This window comes from Streptomyces sp. NPDC015139 (assembly GCF_043079785.1).
In the GTDB taxonomy this organism is placed as follows: Bacteria; Actinomycetota; Actinomycetes; order Streptomycetales; family Streptomycetaceae; genus Streptomyces; species Streptomyces albidocamelliae.
The window spans coordinates 182603-199302 of sequence record NZ_JBIBUW010000002.1; the positions used below are offsets into that span (position 1 = coordinate 182603).

Here is a 16700-nt window from a genome sequence, read left to right on the forward strand (position 1 = left end):
TCGATCACCGTGCCCGCGGTTCCCCGTACCGCTCAGTCGTGCTCGTTCTTCTCGTGCGTCGTCCCGGACCGCGGGGACTTGCCGGCCTTCGCGGGGGAGCCGTGGTGCCCGTGCGGCTGGTGGCGGGGGTGATCGTCCCGGGAGCGGGGCGAGTTCGGCTTGTGCGGGTCGGCGCCGTGGTGGCGGCCCGCCGGGGCTGCCCGGTCGGAGGAGCCCCGGCTCATGGAGACCGGCTCGACGCGGGCGCCGGTCGTCGCGGACGCCGGGGCCGACGCGCTTCCGGCCGCGGGCCGAGCGCCGTGGGAGTCGCTCGACGGGGCCGCACTCGGCCGGCCGCCCGGTGTCGCCGTGCCGGACGGCGGGTGCGTGGCCGTCGAGGCCGCGTCGGCGCGGTCGTCGCCGCTGCCGCTCGTGCTCGGGGCGACCGCGAGGGTCGTCCCCAGGGCCACGGAGACCGCGGCCAGGACGGTCCCCACGGCCAGGCGGCGGCCGTGCCGGACGCCTCGTGGGCCACGCGGCGGGCCGGACCGCCCGGTGACCGCCAACTCCTCCGTGCGCACGGGCTCGTTCTCGTCGGGGTGAGCCGCGCGGGGCAGCGGCAGGCGGACCGCGGCGGCGGACGGGGACGGCCCGCGCCGGTCGGGCCCGGACGTCAGGGTGGAGAGCGCCCGCGCGCACTGCTCGGCGTCCGGACGTGCCTCCGGGTCCCGGTCGGTCATGGCCCGTATCAGGGCGGCCAGGTCCGGGGAGAGCCAGGCGGGGACCGTGGGCGGACGGTGGAGACGGGCCACCGCGGCCTCCAGCGGGGTGCCGTGGTACTCCAAGTCCCCTTTCAGGCACTCCAGGAGGACCAGCCCGAGCGCGTAGACGTCCGCGGCCGGTCCGACGCGTCCGCCCTCGACCTGTTCGGGCGCCAGGTAGGCGGCGGTCCCTGTCAGTACGTCAGGTGCCGTGTGGCGGGTGGCGTTCGCCAGGCGGGCGATGCCGAAGTCCGCCAGATAGGGGTCGCCGGTCGTGTCGAGCAGGACGTTCGACGGTTTGACGTCGCGGTGCACGATGCCGGCCCGGTGCACATGGGCGAGCGCCCGTGCGAGGGCGGTGCCCAGCTCGGTCACGCGCCGCCGCGGCAGTGCCCCGCACGTCAACAGACCGCGCAGGGTGGGGCCGTCGACGAGTTGCATGACCAGGTAGGCGCGGTCGTCGTGGCGGCCGGCGTCGTAGACGGTGACCAGTCCGGGATGCTGCAGACGGGCGAGGAAGACGGCCTCCGCGGCGAGGCGGTCCTCGGTCTGCGGATCGGAGCCCGGCCGGAAGACCTTGACGGCCACGGGCCGGCGCAGACGCGTGTCGACGCCTTCGTAGACGTCGGCCATCCCTCCGGAACCGATTCTCGAGCCCAACCGGTAGCGATCGCAGAGGACTTGGGCGGACTCCGGGTCCGCGGGGACCGGCGCGGGAGCCGGCAGGGCTGCTGATCGGCGGGCCTTCATCTGCTTCTCCGTTGCTGTCACCTGCTGTCACCGCATTCGGGCTGGGCCGGGGGCGTACTGCGAAGCGGGTACCCCGGGCCGTGTCAGGTACCCGGGCGAAGTCGGCGCCGCGACCGGAACCGGACCTCCCGGCGACCTGGCGGAGCCCCTCCCCCCTCCGTCACGCCGGCCTCGCCACCCCGCTCCTGTCACGGCTCGCGCCAGAAATCGAACACATGCTTGAATTCAGCCATGCGACCGATTCCCGACGACCTCGCCCACGCGCAAGAGGAGTGGCACGCCACCTACCGGCAGCTCGCCGTGCACCCGCGCACCGCGCTGCGGCGGCGGCTGATCCGCCTGTCGTCCCAGGTGCTGTTCCACCCGTACTGGCAGGGGCGCGGTACGGCCGCCCGGTCGGCGTTGTCCGTCTCGGGGCGGGGTGGAAGGAGCCGGTGATGTACGGCCGCGTCCGGTGCGCCGTGACGGGCCGCGGGGATGGTGCGTGCCGTGTCCCTGCTGCCGCCTGATCCGCGCCGGCTCCGGGCGATCCTCGCCCACCTCGACGAGCGGCTCGCCCAGAACGAGACCGTCGCCGTCTACCTCCGGCTCCAGCGGGAGGCCGTACTCGCCGCGCTCGCCCGCACCGAGGGGGGCGGACGCCCCGCGCGGCGGCGGTCGAGGCGCGGGGGCGACAGCGGCGGGGAGAGCGGCGGGCCGCCGCCCGGCCCTGCCGCGTCGGCGCCGAGGAGCGGGTACGTCGTCGAGCGGAAGCGCACCCCGCACGGGCGCGAGCCCGCCGTCGTCCACCGGGCCCTGTGCACGATGATCGACGGCACCCCGCGCCACATCCGGGCCGACGAGGCGCGGGCCGCGCTCACCGACCCGAACGGCGAGCCGTGCCCGTTCTGCCGGCCCGACACGGAGCTGGGCCCGGACCTGGCGTGAGCCGGCCGGCCGGGGGACCGCCGTGAGCCCGGTGGCCGTCCACGAGCTGCCGTGCGGGGCGGCCGTACGTACCGTCGGACGCATGGACGGGATGCCGCAGCGCATCGAGCCCTCGACGGACCGGACCGCCGCGGCGCGCATGCTGGGCTGCGCGCCGGACGAGGTCGGCTACTGCCCCCGCTGCCAGGGGCTCACCCGCCGCTACGGCCGCGGTGCGCAGATCATCTGTACGGCCTGCCGGGCGGCCGAGGAGGCCGGGCGAGCGGCGTCCGGGGCCGGCTGACTCCCCGCGGTCGGCCCACGGCGGCCGGGCGACCGCCGCGTGCGCCGCCCGAGGCGGTTTCTTTACCGTTCCCTGACGCCCCCACCGCATCCATCGGTCCCGTGGCGGTGTCCTCCCCGTTGTCCGCAACTGGCGGGAGTCATGTCGGAGAGGGGAGTGCCATGGAAGGCACCGTCGTCGCAGTGGTGGTCGTCGGCCTGCTTCTGCTCGTCCTCAGGAGCGGGATGCGCGTCGTCAACCAGGTGGAGCGCGGGGTCGTGTTCCGGTTCGGGAAGGCGCTGCCGAGCCACCGGCAGCCCGGCATCACCTTCCTCGTCCCGTTCGCCGACCGGATGCGCAAGGTGAACGTGCAGGTCGTGACCATGCCGGTGCCCACGCAGGAGGGCATCACCCGGGACAACGTGTCCGTGAAGGTCGACGCGGTCGTCTACTTCAGGGTGACCGACCCGGTCCGCGCGGCCATCGAGGTGCAGGACTACAGCTTCGCCGTCGGCCAGGTCGCCCAGTCCTCCCTGCGGTCCATCATCGGCAAGAGCGACCTGGACGACCTGCTGAGCGACCGGGAGCGGCTGCACGAGGGGCTCGCCCTGATGATCGACAGCCCGGCGGCCGGGTGGGGCATCCACATCGACCGCGTCGAGATCAAGGACGTACAGCTGCCGGAGTCGCTGAAGCGGTCCATGTCGCGGCAGGCGGAGGCGGAGCGGGAGCGGCGGGCCCGGGTCATCACCGCGGACGGTGAGTTCCAGGCCGCGCAGCAGCTCGCCAACGCCTCGCGGATCATGTCGGACACGCCCGAGGCGATGCAGCTGCGGCTCCTCCAGACCGTCGTCGAGGTGGCCGCCGAGAAGAACTCCACGCTCGTGATGCCGTTCCCGGTGGAGCTGCTGCGGTACTTCGACCGGGCCACGGCGCGGATCGACGCCGACCTCAGGACGGCGAGCGTTCCGGCGCAGACGCGGGCGGAGGCACAGCCTGGGCCGGTGGAGCAGGAGACCGGCGGCCCGGAGTCCGCCGAGCGGCCGTAGCCAGCGCCAGCGTCACGCACACCGAGCCCGCCGCCGTCCCGGTCATCGCGACGGCGGGCGAGGTGAACTGGGCCACCGCCCCGGCCAGCGCCGCGCCGACACCCTGGAGGGTGAGCATGCCGGCCGAGTGCAACCCGAGGGCCTGACCGGCGAGTTCGCCGGGGGTCAGCTCCATCAGCCGCTCCTGCTGCACGAGACTCGCGCCGAAGCCGGCCGAGGCGACCGTCACGCACACCGCGGCCACGAGCAGCGGCGGGCGGGCGCAGAACACCAGGAACGGCACCGCGAGCAGCAGCAGGAGCGGGGTGGCCAGCCGGCGCCGTACCTCGGGCCGCAGCAGGCGGCCGACCGTCACGTCCCCGGCGAACATGCCGAGCGCCCCGCAGGCGAACAGGGTGCCGGCCGCGTGCGGGGCGTACGGCACGTAGAGGGACTCGCAGCCGACGACCAGGCCGTTCGGCAGCCACAGGCCCAGGTAGGTGAGGCGGCGCGGGCGGGCGGACCACAGCAGGGCGTTGGCGCGCCAGGTCGCCGACGGGGAGGGGCGGCCCGTGGTCCGGGGCCGGCGGGCGGACAGGCCCAGCCGCAGGACGAGCGCGGCCGTCAGATGGAGGGCCGCCGACAGCAGCAGGCAGGCCCGCGGGGACAGGGACGCGAGCAGGGCGCCGCCGGTGGCGAACCCGGCCACCTGCATGAGTCCGTTCATCATGTTGAACAGCGAACGCCCCGGCAGGTAACCGTCCTTGGTGAGGATCTCGTTCAGCAGGCCCCAGCGGACGCCTCCGCCGAGGGAGGCCACCAGGCCCAGCGCGAGGAGGACGGCGAAGACCGCGCCGACGGGCAGGCCGGGCAGGGCCTGCACCGCCGTACCGGCCGCGAAGGCCAGCGCGATCGCCGACAGGGCCGTACGCGGGGGCAGCCGGTCGGCGCCCGAGAGCAGCACGGTCGCGCCCAGCACCTGGGCGAGGGAGGGGCCGAACATGCTCACCGCCGACAGCAGCGGGGAGCCGGTCGCCCGGTACACGAGCGTGCCGAGGGCGAGACCGCCGACGGTCTGGGCGGCGGTCTGGGCGGCGGAGCCGAGGAAGAGCGGGGTGAACTCGGGGGTGCGGACCAGGGATCGGTAGCGGGGCATGCCCGGGAGTCTCGGGCGGTCCGGTCCGGGGCGGTTATCGTTTCGCGGCAGCGCGAAAGGTCCTGAGGCCGGAGGGGGCGGGTCCGTTGGGGTGGTGGCAGCTGAACGCCGACACCGTGGCCCGCAGCCGGTTCGTCCTCTCGCCGCTCGCGGAGACCTTCGCCTGTCTGAAGCTGCTGCACGCCGGTGAGGGAGCGCATCCCGGAGAGCGGGACTGGCTGCGCGCCCACCTGCCCGGCTACCGGGCGCGGGCGGCCGCCGACCCGGTCACGGCGCTGCTGGTGCGGGCCGGGCTCGGCCGGGAGTGGATCGCCGACTTCCTGACGCCCACGCCCCGCGGAGGGGAGACGTTCGAGGACGAGGTCGCCCGGGTGCGGTCGGTGGCGCCCGCCGCGGCCCGCGCCCAGCTGCGCACCGCCCTCGCCGGTCCGCTCCCGGACGCCCTCGACCGGGACGACCTGCCCGAGCGGGCGGCCGTACTGCTGGAGTGGGTGTGGCGGGAGACGGTACGGCCGTACTGGGAGCGGCGCCGGCGCGTGCTGGAGGCGGACGTGGTGGCACGGACCGCGCAGGTGAGCCGGGGCGGCTGGGCGAACGCGCTGGACTCGCTGCGGCCGGGGCGCACCCGGTGGCTCGGGGAGAACCGGCTCCAGATCAATCTGCACGAGTATCCGCCGCGCGAGATCTCCGGGGCCGAGCTGCTCTTCGTGCCGGTGACCCCGCAGCGGCACGGCTGGGTGGCCTGGGAGGACGGCGAACGGTACGCGGTGATCTACCCGTGCGCCGGAGTCCTCGCCGACGCCGGGGACCGTGCCGTGCCCGCGAGCCTCGGCGCGCTGCTCGGGGCGGCCCGCGCCGGGGTGCTGGTGCTGCTGGACTCCCCCATGAGCACGAGCCAGCTGACCGCGGTGACCGGCCAGGGGCTGGGCTCGGTCGGCCGGCATCTGAAGGTGCTGCGGGAGGCGGGGCTGGTGAGCCGCCGCCGGGCGGCCCGTTCGGTGCTCTACACGCGGACGGAGGCGGGCGAGGTCCTGGTGGAGGCGGCGGGCCCGGCCTCGGATGCGGGCGGGGCGACGGGGCCGCGCGCCGGGGGCGTGCACGGGCGGGGCTAGCATCCGGGGCATGACGACTACTGACCACAACGGTTCCGTGCTGGACACCGAGATCGGGGCCCTCAAGGGCGGCTCCGCGGACCTGCCGCAGTTCACCGGCAAGGCCGTACTGATCGTGAACGTGGCCTCGAAGTGCGGGCTGACCCCGCAGTACACGGGCCTGGAGAAGCTGCAGGAGCGGTACGCCGAGCAGGGCTTCACCGTGCTGGGCGTGCCCTGCAACCAGTTCCTCGGGCAGGAGCCCGGGACCGCCGAGGAGATCGCGGAGTTCTGCTCCGCGACGTACGGCGTGTCCTTCCCGCTGACCGAGAAGGTGGAGGTGAACGGCGAGGGCCGGCACCCGCTGTACGAGCGGCTCGTGGGCTTCGCCGACGCCGAGGGGCACACCGGCGACATCCGCTGGAACTTCGAGAAGTTCCTCGTCGGCCGGGACGGCCGGGTCGTCGCGCGCTTCTCGCCGCAGACCGAGCCGGACTCGGCGGAGGTCGTGGCCGCCATCGAGGGCCAGCTGGCCTAGGCGGTTGACCCTGCCCCTGGGGCAGGGACGAGCGTTCCCGTCACCGGGCGGAGAGGCCGCCCGGTGACGGAGGAGCGAGACGGCCACAGGGCGGTCCGCTCGGCACGAGGGACGGACACCGTGAACGAGGAGCTGCTCACCATCGGCGCGTTCGCCGCGCGGGCCCGGCTCTCGGCCAAGGCCCTGCGGCTGTACGACCGGCTGGGCCTGCTGGCGCCGGCGCACGTCGACGCCACCAGTGGTTACCGCTACTACCGCGCGGACCAGGTCGAGCACGCTCGTCTGGTGGCCCTGCTGCGGCAGCTCGACATGCCGCTTGCCCGGATCGCCGAGGTGACCGGGGCCGGGGGCGCCGAGGCGGCCGAGCGGCTCGCCGCCTACTGGGCGGACGTGGAGGCCCGGGTGGCCGGGCAGCGGACCCTCGTCGAGTACCTCCGTGGACGACTGTCGGGGAGGAACTCCGAGATGTACGAGAAATTTGCGATCGAAATCATCGACGTGCCGGCGCAGGTGGTGATCACCGAGTCGCGGCACACGCTCGCGGACGAGTTGCCGACCTGGATCGGCGCGTCCCTGGGGCGGCTGGAGGCGGGCGCGCGGGAGTGCGGGGGCGTGACGGGCGCGCCGTTCGTCGTCTACCACTCCGAGGTCTCGATGGAGAGCGACGGGCCGGCCGAGTCCTGTGTACCGGTGGCGGACGAGGCCGCGGCCCGCGCGTGGGCCGGACGGCAGGGACGGGCCCGGGAGACGGCGGTGCGGGTGGAGCCGGCGGCGCGGCTGGCCTGCACCCGGATCACCAAGGCGCAGGTGGCCCATCCGCAGATCCTGGCCGCCTTCGAGGCGGTGGAGCAGTGGACGGCCGGGGAAGGCCTGTCGATCGCGGGGCCCTGCCGGGAGATCTACTTCGCCGACTGGGACGCGGCCGGGCCCGGTGACCCCGTGTGCGACGTGGCGTTCCCGGTGCACCGGTCCGCGGTGACCGCGGAGTAGGCGCACCGGGCCCGCGGAGACAGGTGGGCCCTCTCGGCAAGGACGGCGTCTGGTCGAGAGGGCGCTCCCGGTGGTGCCTGTGCGGTTGTGGGGGCCGGACCGGAGCGTCCGGCGCGTCCGCGGACCGGGGTCAGGGAAGGTCTGCCTACGCCTTCACCGAGGCCACGAAGGCGTTCCACGCGTCGGTCGGGAAGGCCAGGACCGGGCCCTGGAGGACCTTGGAGTCGCGGACGGCGAGTTCGGCGGTGGTGGGCGACTTGACCTCGACGCAGGCGCCGTTGCCCGCGGAATAGGAAGACTTCATCCACGTCTCCGAAGCGCCCTGAATCAGTGCCATGTCCACTCCTGTTGCGAGTTGCGATAGTGCGGTTCACGCCAACCTTGTCGACTGATTGGCGTGATCGACGCTACCGGGCAACTGCCCCCGCGGGAGTAGTCGTTCACTCAACCGGATGGCATATTCCAGGTGAGCCTTCCAATGGAGTGGACCGACGGTGTACGATCCGGCGCCCTCTGTGACAGCAGCTCATTCCGCGTAGTCTTTGGCCCGTTCCGCAATGAACTGTCGCGATTGCTCCACATTGAGGGACTGTGCCCGCAGATGCTCGTACATCACGGCGTACTTCTGCACGTCCTGCGCCTTCTCCAGGTACAGGTCGCTGGTGACGCCCTCCAGGTACACCACGCTGGAGTCGGCCGCGTCGGTGAACTCCAGGATCGCGTACTGGCCGTTGAGGCCCGGGTGCGCGCCCACCTCGAAGGGCAGCACCTGCACGGTGACGTGCGGCAGCTGGGACAACTCGATCAGATGCTCGAGCTGCTCGCGCATCACCAGCTTGCTGCCGACGACCCGGCGCAGCGCCGCCTCGTCCAGCACCACCCACAACCGCAGGGGGTTCCCCTCGGCGGTGATACGTTCCTGTCGCCGCATGCGCACCTGTACGCGCTTCTCGATCTCGGCCGTCGACGTCTCCGGCAACGCGCCCTGCACCAGGGCCTCCGCGTAGGCACGGGTCTGCAGGAGGCCGGTGACCAGCTGGGGTTCGTAGACCCGCAGGGACTCGGCGTCGGTCTCCAGGCCGATGTACACGCTGTAGGGGATGTCCCCGAAGGTGTGCCACCAGCCCTGCTGCCGCGAGTCCCGGGCCATCTCCATCAGCGAGTCGACGATCCGCTGGTCGTCGACCTCGTACACGCCGCACAGGTCGCGCACGTCGCGCTGGCTGATGCTTCTGCGGCCGTTCTCCAGCCGGCTGATCTTCGACTGCGACACGAGCAGCCGCTCCGCTACCTCTTCGGCCGTCATGCCCTTGAGCTCACGGAGCCTGCGCAGCTCCTGACCCAGCCGGCGCCGCCTGACGGTGGGATTCACATTGGACGCCACGGGACGTGCACCTCCGGCTGCCTGCCTGTTTCTTGACACTTTCCGTATCTGCTGTTCAGCAGACTGCCACCAAGGTGCTTTCTACCGCTGGGAAACGGTGGATATGCGGCGCGTACGCGTCAGTTCGGGCACAGATCCGAAAACCCGAGGTCGGCGGGGACGCAGTCGAGCGGGGCGGAGAGATCACAGGATCTCTCCGCCCCGCTCGGACCAGCGGCTCCCGAACCGGGTCTGTGGGGACCGGGGTTGCGGCTCAGTGGGCCACGGCGCGTGCCATGGACCCGCGGTGCGGCTGCATCGGAACCCCGCGCGCGGGTTCCGCCGTCGGCCTGCCGGGCCCGCCCGGCCGGCCCGGTGAGGCCGGGCCACGGCGCGGCTGGGCGGCCGCGCCGTTCTGCACGTCCATCACGGCGTGCGCGACGAGCCCGCCCATCGGGTCGTGCCGGATCAGGTCCCGCAGCCGGGACCTGGACGAACGCCCCTCGTTGCCGGGGTAGAGATGTTTGCCGAGCCCGACGGCGTGCGCCAGGGCGGCGAGCGCCGCGGTCCGCGGGTCCGGCGGTACACCGGTGCGGATCGCGGAATCCAGCCGGGCTCGGATCTCCCGGCTGATCTCGTTGTCCGTCGCCTGATAGCGCGTCGTCGGCAGCACCCCGCACATCTGGCCCGCCACGGCATGCACCATGCCGCACCGCTCCAGGTGCGAGAGGTAGGTCTGACGGAGCCCCAGCCGGGGTCCGCCGATCCAATGGACGGCACGTACCGGAGCGCCACGCCTTCGCAGCAACTCCAACGCGCAGTCCAGAGTCGGATCTCCAGTCGGCCGTGGTGCCACCACGGCGATACGATCCCCGTCTGGGGCTATCCGTCCGGCCAGCGCCAGCTCCACTAGCTGTGCTCCGGCCAGACCGAGGTCGAGCGACTGCGGCTGTGCAGTGGTACCCGTGGTCGGGTCCAATGCCAGCAGCAGAAGCTCCTCCGGAAGTGTTCTGCGGCTCCTGCCCATCCATGCCTCCCCGCGTGGATGAATGACAGGGTGACCCCTCTCACATTGGTCTGTCGAGGGTGCGTGACCGGTTCGTGAGGGAACCGGTAGGTATGTCGTTCTCGTCTACCACAGGGGCCAAGCCCTCACACAGGACACTGGTACATGGTTCGGACAGGGCGCGCGTGCAGGCGTGCGGCGCATGGAGGAGGCATCGGTGGCGGGCGAGTCCCCCGACAGGTCGAAGCAGCGCGAGTCGTCGGCGGAACCGACGTCGGGGAGCGGGGGTTCGGTTCCCGAGGCGCGTGATCCGCGTCTCGCGGTCGCCCGCGAAAAGGATTCCTCGGGTGGTGGCAGGGACACCGCGACGAAGATCCTGTCGGTCCGGGACGTGAAGACACCGGCGGAGGCGGAGAAGCCGGCGGAGGCGGAGAAGCCGGCGGAGGCGGAGGAGTCCGCGGGCTCCGAGGGCGCCGACGCCGAGGCGTCGGCCGACGCCGCCCCCGACGAGGACAGCGCGCTCCGCGACGCCGTCTCGGCGTGGGTGCGCGGGGCGGGCGTGGGCAAGCGGGAGGCGAAGGCCGACGCACCTGCAAACACCGCTGAGCGACGGGAGTCCGGGGCCGACACGGATGCCGAGGCGGAGGCGGAGTCCGCCGACGGTGCCGAGGCCGGTACCGACACGGAGGCGGGGGCGAGTTCCGCCGCCGACGCCGACGCCGACGCCGACACGGACGCCGAGTCCGCGTCCCGGTCCGGGTCCGAGTCCGGGGAGGCCGGCGAGACCGGCACCGGTTCCAAGACCGACGGCGACGAGACCGACAAGGACGCCGAGGGCAAGGCGAAGGCAGGCGCCGCCGAGAAGGCGGACGCGGCGGTGAGGTCCGACGCCCGCGTGGCGGCCGCCGCTCGCGTGAAGGCGGCGCACGGTGGCGCGAACACCAAGGCGGAGACGCGCTCTGACGCCGCGCCGGAGGCGGACGCCGGCTCCGGCGCGAAGGCCGACGCCGCCCGGGACACCGGGACCGCCTCCAAGCGGAAGTCCGGCGGCGACGCCGGGGCCGACACCCACTCCCCCGCCGACGCCGACCCGAAGGCGGACGCGGCTCCCGAGACCGGCACCGGCTCCGAGGCGGACGCGAAGCCGAAGTCCGGAACCGACGCGAAGAGCGACGCGAAGCCCACGAACGCGAAGAGCGACGCGAAGCCCACGAACGCGAAGCCCACGGACGCCGCCGACGCCAGGACCGACGCGGCCCCCGTCGACGCGAAGCCCGATGCCGGCACCGATGACGGAGCCGACGCCGAGGAGGACGCGAAGCCCGAGGACCGTGACGGTGGGGACGGGCCGCGGGTCGATCAGGCCACCGCCGTCTTCAAGGCCGTACGTCCCAAGGCGCCGCAGGTCGACCAGCCGACCACCATGCTCAAGCTCGGCGGCAAGCCCCGGACGCCCGCGCCCGAGAGCGAGCGCACCAGCAAGTTCGTCGCGCTGAAGAACGATCTGGGGCCCGCGCCCGCGAAGCCCGGCACCGCCGCCCCCGGCACCGGCAAGCCGGCCGGCGACAAGCCCGCGGCCGCCGCGCCGGCGGCCGCCAAGCCGGACGTCACCACCGCCGTCCCCCAGGTCGGCCCCGAGCGCACCACCCAGCAGCCGCTGCCGCCCAAGCCCCCGCTGGACCTGCTGGCGGAGCTGACGAACACCCCGCCGCCCCCGGAGACCCCGGTCCGCACCGCCGTGCGCCGCGTCAAGATCTGGACCCCGCTGGTCCTGCTCCTGGCGATCGTCCTCGCGGTCGTGCAGAACTTCCGCCCGCTCCCCCAGCCCACCCTCGACCTCACCGCGAAGGACAGCTACACCTTCGGCGGCTCCGACGCGAAGGCCGGCATCCCGTGGCCGGCCGACGGCCAGGCCGCGCTGGACGTCCAGGGCATCGGCAGTTTCGGCTCCTCGGGCACGCAGAAGCCCGTGCCGATCGCGAGCGTCGCGAAGGTGATGACCGCGTACATCATCCTGCGCGACCACCGGCTCAAGAGCGGTGCCGACGGCCCCAAGATCAAGATCGACAAGACCGCCGAGCAGCAGTCGAACGCGGGCCAGGAGTCCACGGTCCACGTCACCGCCGGTGACTCGATCTCCCAGCGCGAGGCGCTGGAGAGCATCCTGATCGCCTCCGCGAACAACGTGGCCCGTCTGCTCGCCCGCTGGGACGCCGGTTCGGAGAAGGCGTTCGTGGCGAAGATGAACGCCACCGCCAAGGACCTCGGCATGACGAACAGCACGTACACCGACCCCTCCGGTCTGACGGACTCCACCGTCAGCACGGCCGTGGACCAGGTGAAGCTGGCCAAGGCCGCCATGACCGAGCCCGCCTTCCGCGAGGTCGCGGCGATGATGTCGTACGACGACTACAAGGGCGTGAACCACTCCAACTGGAACCACCTGGTCGGCAGGAACAACGTGGTCGGCATCAAGACCGGCACCACCACCTCCGCCCTCGGCAACCTCGTCTTCGCGGCGAAGAAGGACGTCGGCGGCGAGACGCGGACCATCGTGGGTGCCGTGCTGCGCCAGCCCGCGGGCGGCCCGGAGAACACCATCCTCAGCGCCGCCCTGGACCACAGCGACAAGCTGATCCGGGCCGCGCAGGGTGCGCTGAAGTCCGCGACGATCCTGAAGAAGGGCGACGTCGTCGGCTACGTGGACGACGGCCTCGGGGGCCGTACCCCGGTCGTGGCCACCAAGGACGTCAAGGCGGCCGGCTGGTCCGGTCTGAAGGTCGAGCTGGACTTCGCCGCCGACGAGGTGCCGCACACCGCGAAGGCCGGCACCCAGGTCGGCACGCTCACGGTGGGTGACGGCTCGGCCGGTGCGGTGAAGGTCCCGGTGGCCCTGGCCAAGGATCTGGCCGAGCCCGGTCTCGGCGCCAAGCTGACCCGTCTGGGCTGACCGCACCACCTCCGCCCGCCCGCGCACCCCGTCGACGGCGCCCACCCGGGAGCCGGTCGGCGGGGTGCGTGCTAGCGTCACGAATCGGGGCAGCCGGCCGGTCAGGGGGACAAGGCCGGGAACTGGACGAGAAGCGGCCGGGAACACTGAGGGACACGGCCGAGAAAAGAAGACGGGAACGGGGAGCCTTCAGGTGGCCACAGCGGAGCCGACACGCGCCGACGACGCCGATCCGGGCCCAGCAGCCGGCCCGCGAATACGCGTGTCCACACCTGACCGGGACAGCGCGGGCAGCACGCACGGTCATCACGACGACCGTGCGGCAGCGCACCGGCCCGGCGGACGCGCACGTCTTCTCGCCTCCCTGGAACCCCTTCGGCAGCGACTGCTGCTGCACCCCGTGCTCTCCGTCACCGCACTCGCGGGCGTGCTGCACATCGTCTGGTTCTTCACCTTCGCCAACAGCGGCGGCGACCTCGCGGCCCAGGACGCCTGGGCCGAGTTCGTCGGCCGGCACCCGGACTCGGCGTACAACCTCGCCTGGTACGGGGGCATGCATCCGGTGTCCTACAGCGTGGTCTCGCCGTACCTGATGTCGGTCCTCGGCGTCCGTACGACGATGATGCTCGCCGGGACCGTGTCGGCGGGCCTGCTGACGCTGATCCTGATACGCAGCCGGGCGGTGCGGAACCCGCTGTGGGTCTCGTTCGCCGGGGTCTTCGCGTTCCTGTGCAACGCGATATCCGGGCGCGTGACCTTCGGGCTCGGCACGATGTTCGCGCTCGGCGCGGTCGCCGCCGTGCACTGCTGGCCGTACCGGTGGCGGTACAAACGCTGGGCGAAGGCGCTGGTCGCCGCCCCGCTGGCCGGGCTCGCCACGATGGCGTCGCCGGTCGCGGGGCTGTTCGTGGGTCTGGTCGCGGTCGCGCTGTTCCTGCAGAAGCGGCGGCCGGGCGCCTGGGCGCTGGGTCTCGCGCCGGCGGCCGTGGTCGGCGTCTCGGCCTGGCTGTTCCCCTTCTCCGGCACCCAGCCGATGACGTTCGGCTCGGTGATCCTGCCGCTGCTCTACGGCCTGCTCTGCCTGTTCCTGGTGCCCAGGGAGTGGCTGACCGTCCGGCTGACGGCCGCCGTCTACAGCCTCGGTGTCGTCCTGGTGTGGCTGATCAGCTCGCAGATCGGGTCGAACATCTCGCGGCTGCCGATGCTCTTCGCGGGGGCGGCACTGATCGCGGCACTGCCGTACACCGTGCCGAAGTCCCGCAAGTGGTACGTGACCGTGCTGGCGTTCCTGGGCTTCGTCGGCTGGATCGGCTTCAAGACGGTCGACGACATCATCCACACCACCCCGGCCGCCTCCTGGGCCCGCGAGCTGGCCCCGCTGGTCAACGAGCTCCAGAAGAACGGCGCCGAGAAGGGCCGCGTCGAGGTGGTCCCGGCGCGCTCGCACCGCGAGGCCTCCGCGCTCGCGCCGTACGTCAACCTGGCCCGCGGCTGGAACCGTCAGGCCGACATGGAGCGCAACCCGCTCTTCTACGACGACACCCTCAACTCGGCGAACTACCACGAGTGGCTCCAGCGCTGGGCCGTCCACTACGTGGTGCTTCCCAAGGACAACCCCGACGGCGACGGCGGTGTGCGCGAGGTGCAGCTGCTGCAGCGGGGGATGCCGTACCTGAAGCAGGTGTGGGGCGACGCCAACTGGCAGCTGTTCCAGGTGACCGACCCGGCGCCGCTCGCCGAGCCCAACGCCGTGGTCGACCGGGCGGAGCAGGGGGAGATGACGCTGGAGGTGCGCAAGGCCGGGCGGATCCTGATCCGGATCCCCTACTCGCCGTGGCTGAGCGTCGTCGACGAGCAGGGCAAGAGCCTGAAGCCGCCCCAGGAGACGGAGTCGTCCAAGCACCGGGAGCAGGGCATGCCGAAGACGTACGACAACGTCAACGGGTGTCTGATGGAGACGCCGGAGGACGCCAACGGGGACAAGTGGACGGCGCTGCTCGCCCCGCGGGCCGGCACCTACCACCTGGCGGCGCCCTACCAGCTGCCCCGCGGCACCCCCTGCCCCGACGAGCTGAAGTAGCTAGTCCGTGCCGCGCAGCTCCGTCACGTAGCGGTCCGTGCCCGGCACCGTCGGGACGAAGGGGGCCACCAGCTCCACCCGCCCCAGTCCCGAGCCCGCGACGTCCGCGTCCAGGCCCGTGAAGTGGTCCGTCCAGCACTCCCGCGGGTCCTTCTCCAGGAACCACAGCAGGGTCAGGCGGGTGTCCACGCCCTCCACCTGCTTCACATAGGTCATGCGGTCGCCCGGCAGCGGTGTCGGCCGGAACACGGTGACCATGGCGGACGCTGACCCCGCGAGCCGGCGCGGCAGGTGCCGGGCGGCCAGCCACTCCAGCAGCTCGGCCCGCTGCCGCGGGGAGTCGGCGTCGACGACCTGGAGCACCAGCCCGGGGTACGGGTGGTCGAGGGCGTGGACGTCCCTGGGCCCCGCGGCGCCGTCCCGGTAGACGGTCGTCGCGTGGTCCTGGAAGGCCGTGAAGACGTGGGTGCGGTCGTGGTAGACCCGGGCGTCGCGGTTGAGGCGCCGGTTGACGGCGACCGTCCACTTCATGTGGTCGGCGTAGCGGCCGGCGGTGATCCAGTAGGTGGAGAGGTAGCAGCCGGCGGTGACCGGCTGGGCGACCGCGGACTTCTCCGGGTAGCGCAGCAGTTGCAGCTCCCGGGTCGCGACCCAGCGGCGGCCGGCGTACATCCACGGCATGGCCATCGCGCCGGCGTAGTAGTGGTCGTCCTCGTACCAGCGGTTGTAGGCGTACTCGTGGCCGGGATGCGGTTCGACCATGGTGATCAGGGCGTGGCCCGGGCGGACGCCGTACGGGCCCACGGCGGCCAGTTCTCCGTACAGCTCGCTTCGGGTGTCCTCGCTCATGCGGTTCCCCTTCCGTCCTCCCGCGGTCGCCCATACTCTGACGCTCCGTCAGATAGAACGCCATACCCCGGGAGGCACCGATGTCCCTGCTCACCGGCAAGACCGTCGTCGTCTCGGGCGTGGGGGCCGGGCTCGGCCACCAGGTCGCCGCGGCCGTCGTACGGGACGGCGGCAACGCGGTGCTCGGCGCCCGCACCGAGGCGAACCTCGCCAAGAGCGCGGCCGACATCGATCCGGACGGCGGCCGCACGGCGTACCGGACGACCGACATCACCGACGAGGGGCAGTGCGAGGCGCTGGCCGCGCTGGCCCGGGAGCGGTTCGGCTCGATCGACGCCGTGGTGCACGTGGCCGCCTGGGACTCCTACTTCGGCGGGGTCGAGGACGCGGACTTCGCGACCTGGCGGTCGGTCATCGACGTGAACCTGCTGGGGACGCTGCGGATGACGCGGGCGTGTCTGCCGGCGTTCAGGGCGGGCGGGGGCGGGTCGGTGGTGTTCATCGGGACGCAGTCGGCCGTCGCCGCGCCCTCGCAGGTGAAGCAGGCCGCGTACGCCGCCTCGAAGGGGGCGCTGACCAGCGCGATGTACTCGCTGGCACGGGAGCTGGGGCCGCAGCGGATCCGGGTCAACACGGTGCTGCCGGGGTGGATGTGGGGGCCGCCGGTGCAGGCGTACGTGCGGTTCGCCGCCCAGTCGGAGGGGGTGCCGGAGGACGAGGTGCTGGCGCGGCTGACGGAGCGGATGGCGCTGCCGGAGCTGGCGACGGACGGGGACGTGGCCGACGCGGCGGTGTTCCTGGCCTCGGACCGGGCGCGGTCCATCACGGGACAGTCGCTGCTGGTCAACGCGGGTGAGCTGATGCGCTGAGGGGCCCGGGCGGGCCGGTTCCCTGTTCATATGGATGAATTGAGGTCATCAAGGCGAACAATTTTACGCGCTCTTGACCTTCCCCTTCCTTGCCCAGTGTC

General features: G+C 72.8%; 16 protein-coding genes. 10 read left to right on the top strand and 6 right to left on the bottom strand.

Going from position 1 to position 16700, the window contains the following annotated elements:
• Positions 1-32 precede the first annotated feature (32 nt).
• A complete protein-coding gene (locus tag ACF08B_RS05290; protein WP_392316682.1) occupies positions 33-1490 on the bottom strand; it encodes a protein kinase in 1458 nt (485 codons plus the stop codon).
• Positions 1491-1721: 231 nt separating this feature from the next.
• Between ACF08B_RS05290 and ACF08B_RS05295 the strand changes: the two genes are divergently transcribed.
• The 4 genes from ACF08B_RS05295 to ACF08B_RS05310 all read left to right on the top strand — a co-directional run bounded on the left by ACF08B_RS05295 (position 1722) and on the right by ACF08B_RS05310 (position 3728).
• Entirely contained in the window at positions 1722-1928 is a 207-nt protein-coding gene (locus ACF08B_RS05295; protein WP_392316176.1) for a hypothetical protein, read from the top strand.
• Positions 1929-1979: 51 nt separating this feature from the next.
• Entirely contained in the window at positions 1980-2417 is a 438-nt protein-coding gene (locus ACF08B_RS05300) for a DUF6233 domain-containing protein (protein WP_392316177.1), read from the top strand.
• A gap of 82 nt (positions 2418-2499) precedes the next feature.
• The gene (locus tag ACF08B_RS05305; protein ID WP_392316178.1) at positions 2500-2700 is read left to right on the top strand and encodes a hypothetical protein; all 201 of its coding nucleotides are present in this window, start codon (positions 2500-2502) and stop codon (positions 2698-2700) included.
• Between the two features lie 161 nt (positions 2701-2861).
• Positions 2862-3728, top strand: coding sequence for a slipin family protein (locus ACF08B_RS05310; protein WP_392316179.1), 867 nt, complete (start codon positions 2862-2864; stop codon positions 3726-3728).
• On the opposite strand, the gene ACF08B_RS05315 is transcribed toward ACF08B_RS05310, so the two are convergent.
• Positions 3631-4863, bottom strand: coding sequence for an MFS transporter (locus tag ACF08B_RS05315; protein ID WP_392316180.1), 1233 nt, complete (start codon positions 4861-4863; stop codon positions 3631-3633). The genes ACF08B_RS05310 and ACF08B_RS05315 overlap by 98 nt on opposite strands.
• A gap of 86 nt (positions 4864-4949) precedes the next feature.
• On the opposite strand from ACF08B_RS05315, the gene ACF08B_RS05320 reads away from it, so the two are divergent.
• The 3 genes from ACF08B_RS05320 to ACF08B_RS05330 all read left to right on the top strand — a co-directional run bounded on the left by ACF08B_RS05320 (position 4950) and on the right by ACF08B_RS05330 (position 7482).
• Entirely contained in the window at positions 4950-5975 is a 1026-nt protein-coding gene (locus ACF08B_RS05320) for an ArsR family transcriptional regulator (protein ID WP_392316181.1), read from the top strand.
• A gap of 10 nt (positions 5976-5985) precedes the next feature.
• Positions 5986-6492 carry a glutathione peroxidase gene (locus tag ACF08B_RS05325; protein WP_392316182.1) on the top strand — a complete coding sequence of 169 codons (507 nt, stop codon included), beginning with the start codon at positions 5986-5988 and terminating at the stop codon, positions 6490-6492.
• Positions 6493-6612: 120 nt separating this feature from the next.
• Entirely contained in the window at positions 6613-7482 is an 870-nt protein-coding gene (locus ACF08B_RS05330; RefSeq protein ID WP_392316183.1) for a MerR family transcriptional regulator, read from the top strand.
• Positions 7483-7627: 145 nt separating this feature from the next.
• On the opposite strand, the gene ACF08B_RS05335 is transcribed toward ACF08B_RS05330, so the two are convergent.
• The 3 genes from ACF08B_RS05335 to ACF08B_RS05345 form a co-directional block, all read right to left on the bottom strand.
• On the bottom strand, positions 7628-7819 hold the full coding sequence (locus tag ACF08B_RS05335; protein ID WP_392316184.1) for a DUF397 domain-containing protein: 192 nt from the start codon (positions 7817-7819) through the stop codon (positions 7628-7630).
• A 189-nt stretch (positions 7820-8008) separates the two neighbouring features.
• Positions 8009-8866 (bottom strand): helix-turn-helix transcriptional regulator, encoded by an 858-nt coding sequence (locus tag ACF08B_RS05340; protein WP_093475655.1) that lies wholly within the window; start codon positions 8864-8866, stop codon positions 8009-8011.
• A gap of 253 nt (positions 8867-9119) precedes the next feature.
• Positions 9120-9872 (bottom strand): GPP34 family phosphoprotein, encoded by a 753-nt coding sequence (locus ACF08B_RS05345; RefSeq protein ID WP_392316185.1) that lies wholly within the window; start codon positions 9870-9872, stop codon positions 9120-9122.
• Between the two features lie 181 nt (positions 9873-10053).
• On the opposite strand from ACF08B_RS05345, the gene ACF08B_RS05350 reads away from it, so the two are divergent.
• Complete coding sequence (locus ACF08B_RS05350; protein ID WP_392316186.1) at positions 10054-12801, top strand: D-alanyl-D-alanine carboxypeptidase; 2748 nt, start codon at positions 10054-10056, stop codon at positions 12799-12801.
• A 193-nt stretch (positions 12802-12994) separates the two neighbouring features.
• Positions 12995-14881, top strand: a complete 1887-nt coding sequence (locus ACF08B_RS05355; RefSeq protein WP_392316187.1) for an MFS transporter — start codon at positions 12995-12997, stop codon at positions 14879-14881.
• Here ACF08B_RS05355 and ACF08B_RS05360 read toward each other — a convergent pair whose 3' ends face one another.
• Positions 14882-15730, bottom strand: coding sequence for a hypothetical protein (locus ACF08B_RS05360; protein WP_392316188.1), 849 nt, complete (start codon positions 15728-15730; stop codon positions 14882-14884).
• Between the two features lie 80 nt (positions 15731-15810).
• Here ACF08B_RS05360 and ACF08B_RS05365 point away from each other — a divergent pair, with 80 nt between their 5' ends.
• Positions 15811-16599, top strand: a complete 789-nt coding sequence (locus ACF08B_RS05365) for an SDR family oxidoreductase (protein ID WP_392316189.1) — start codon at positions 15811-15813, stop codon at positions 16597-16599.
• Positions 16600-16700: the final 101 nt, after the last annotated feature.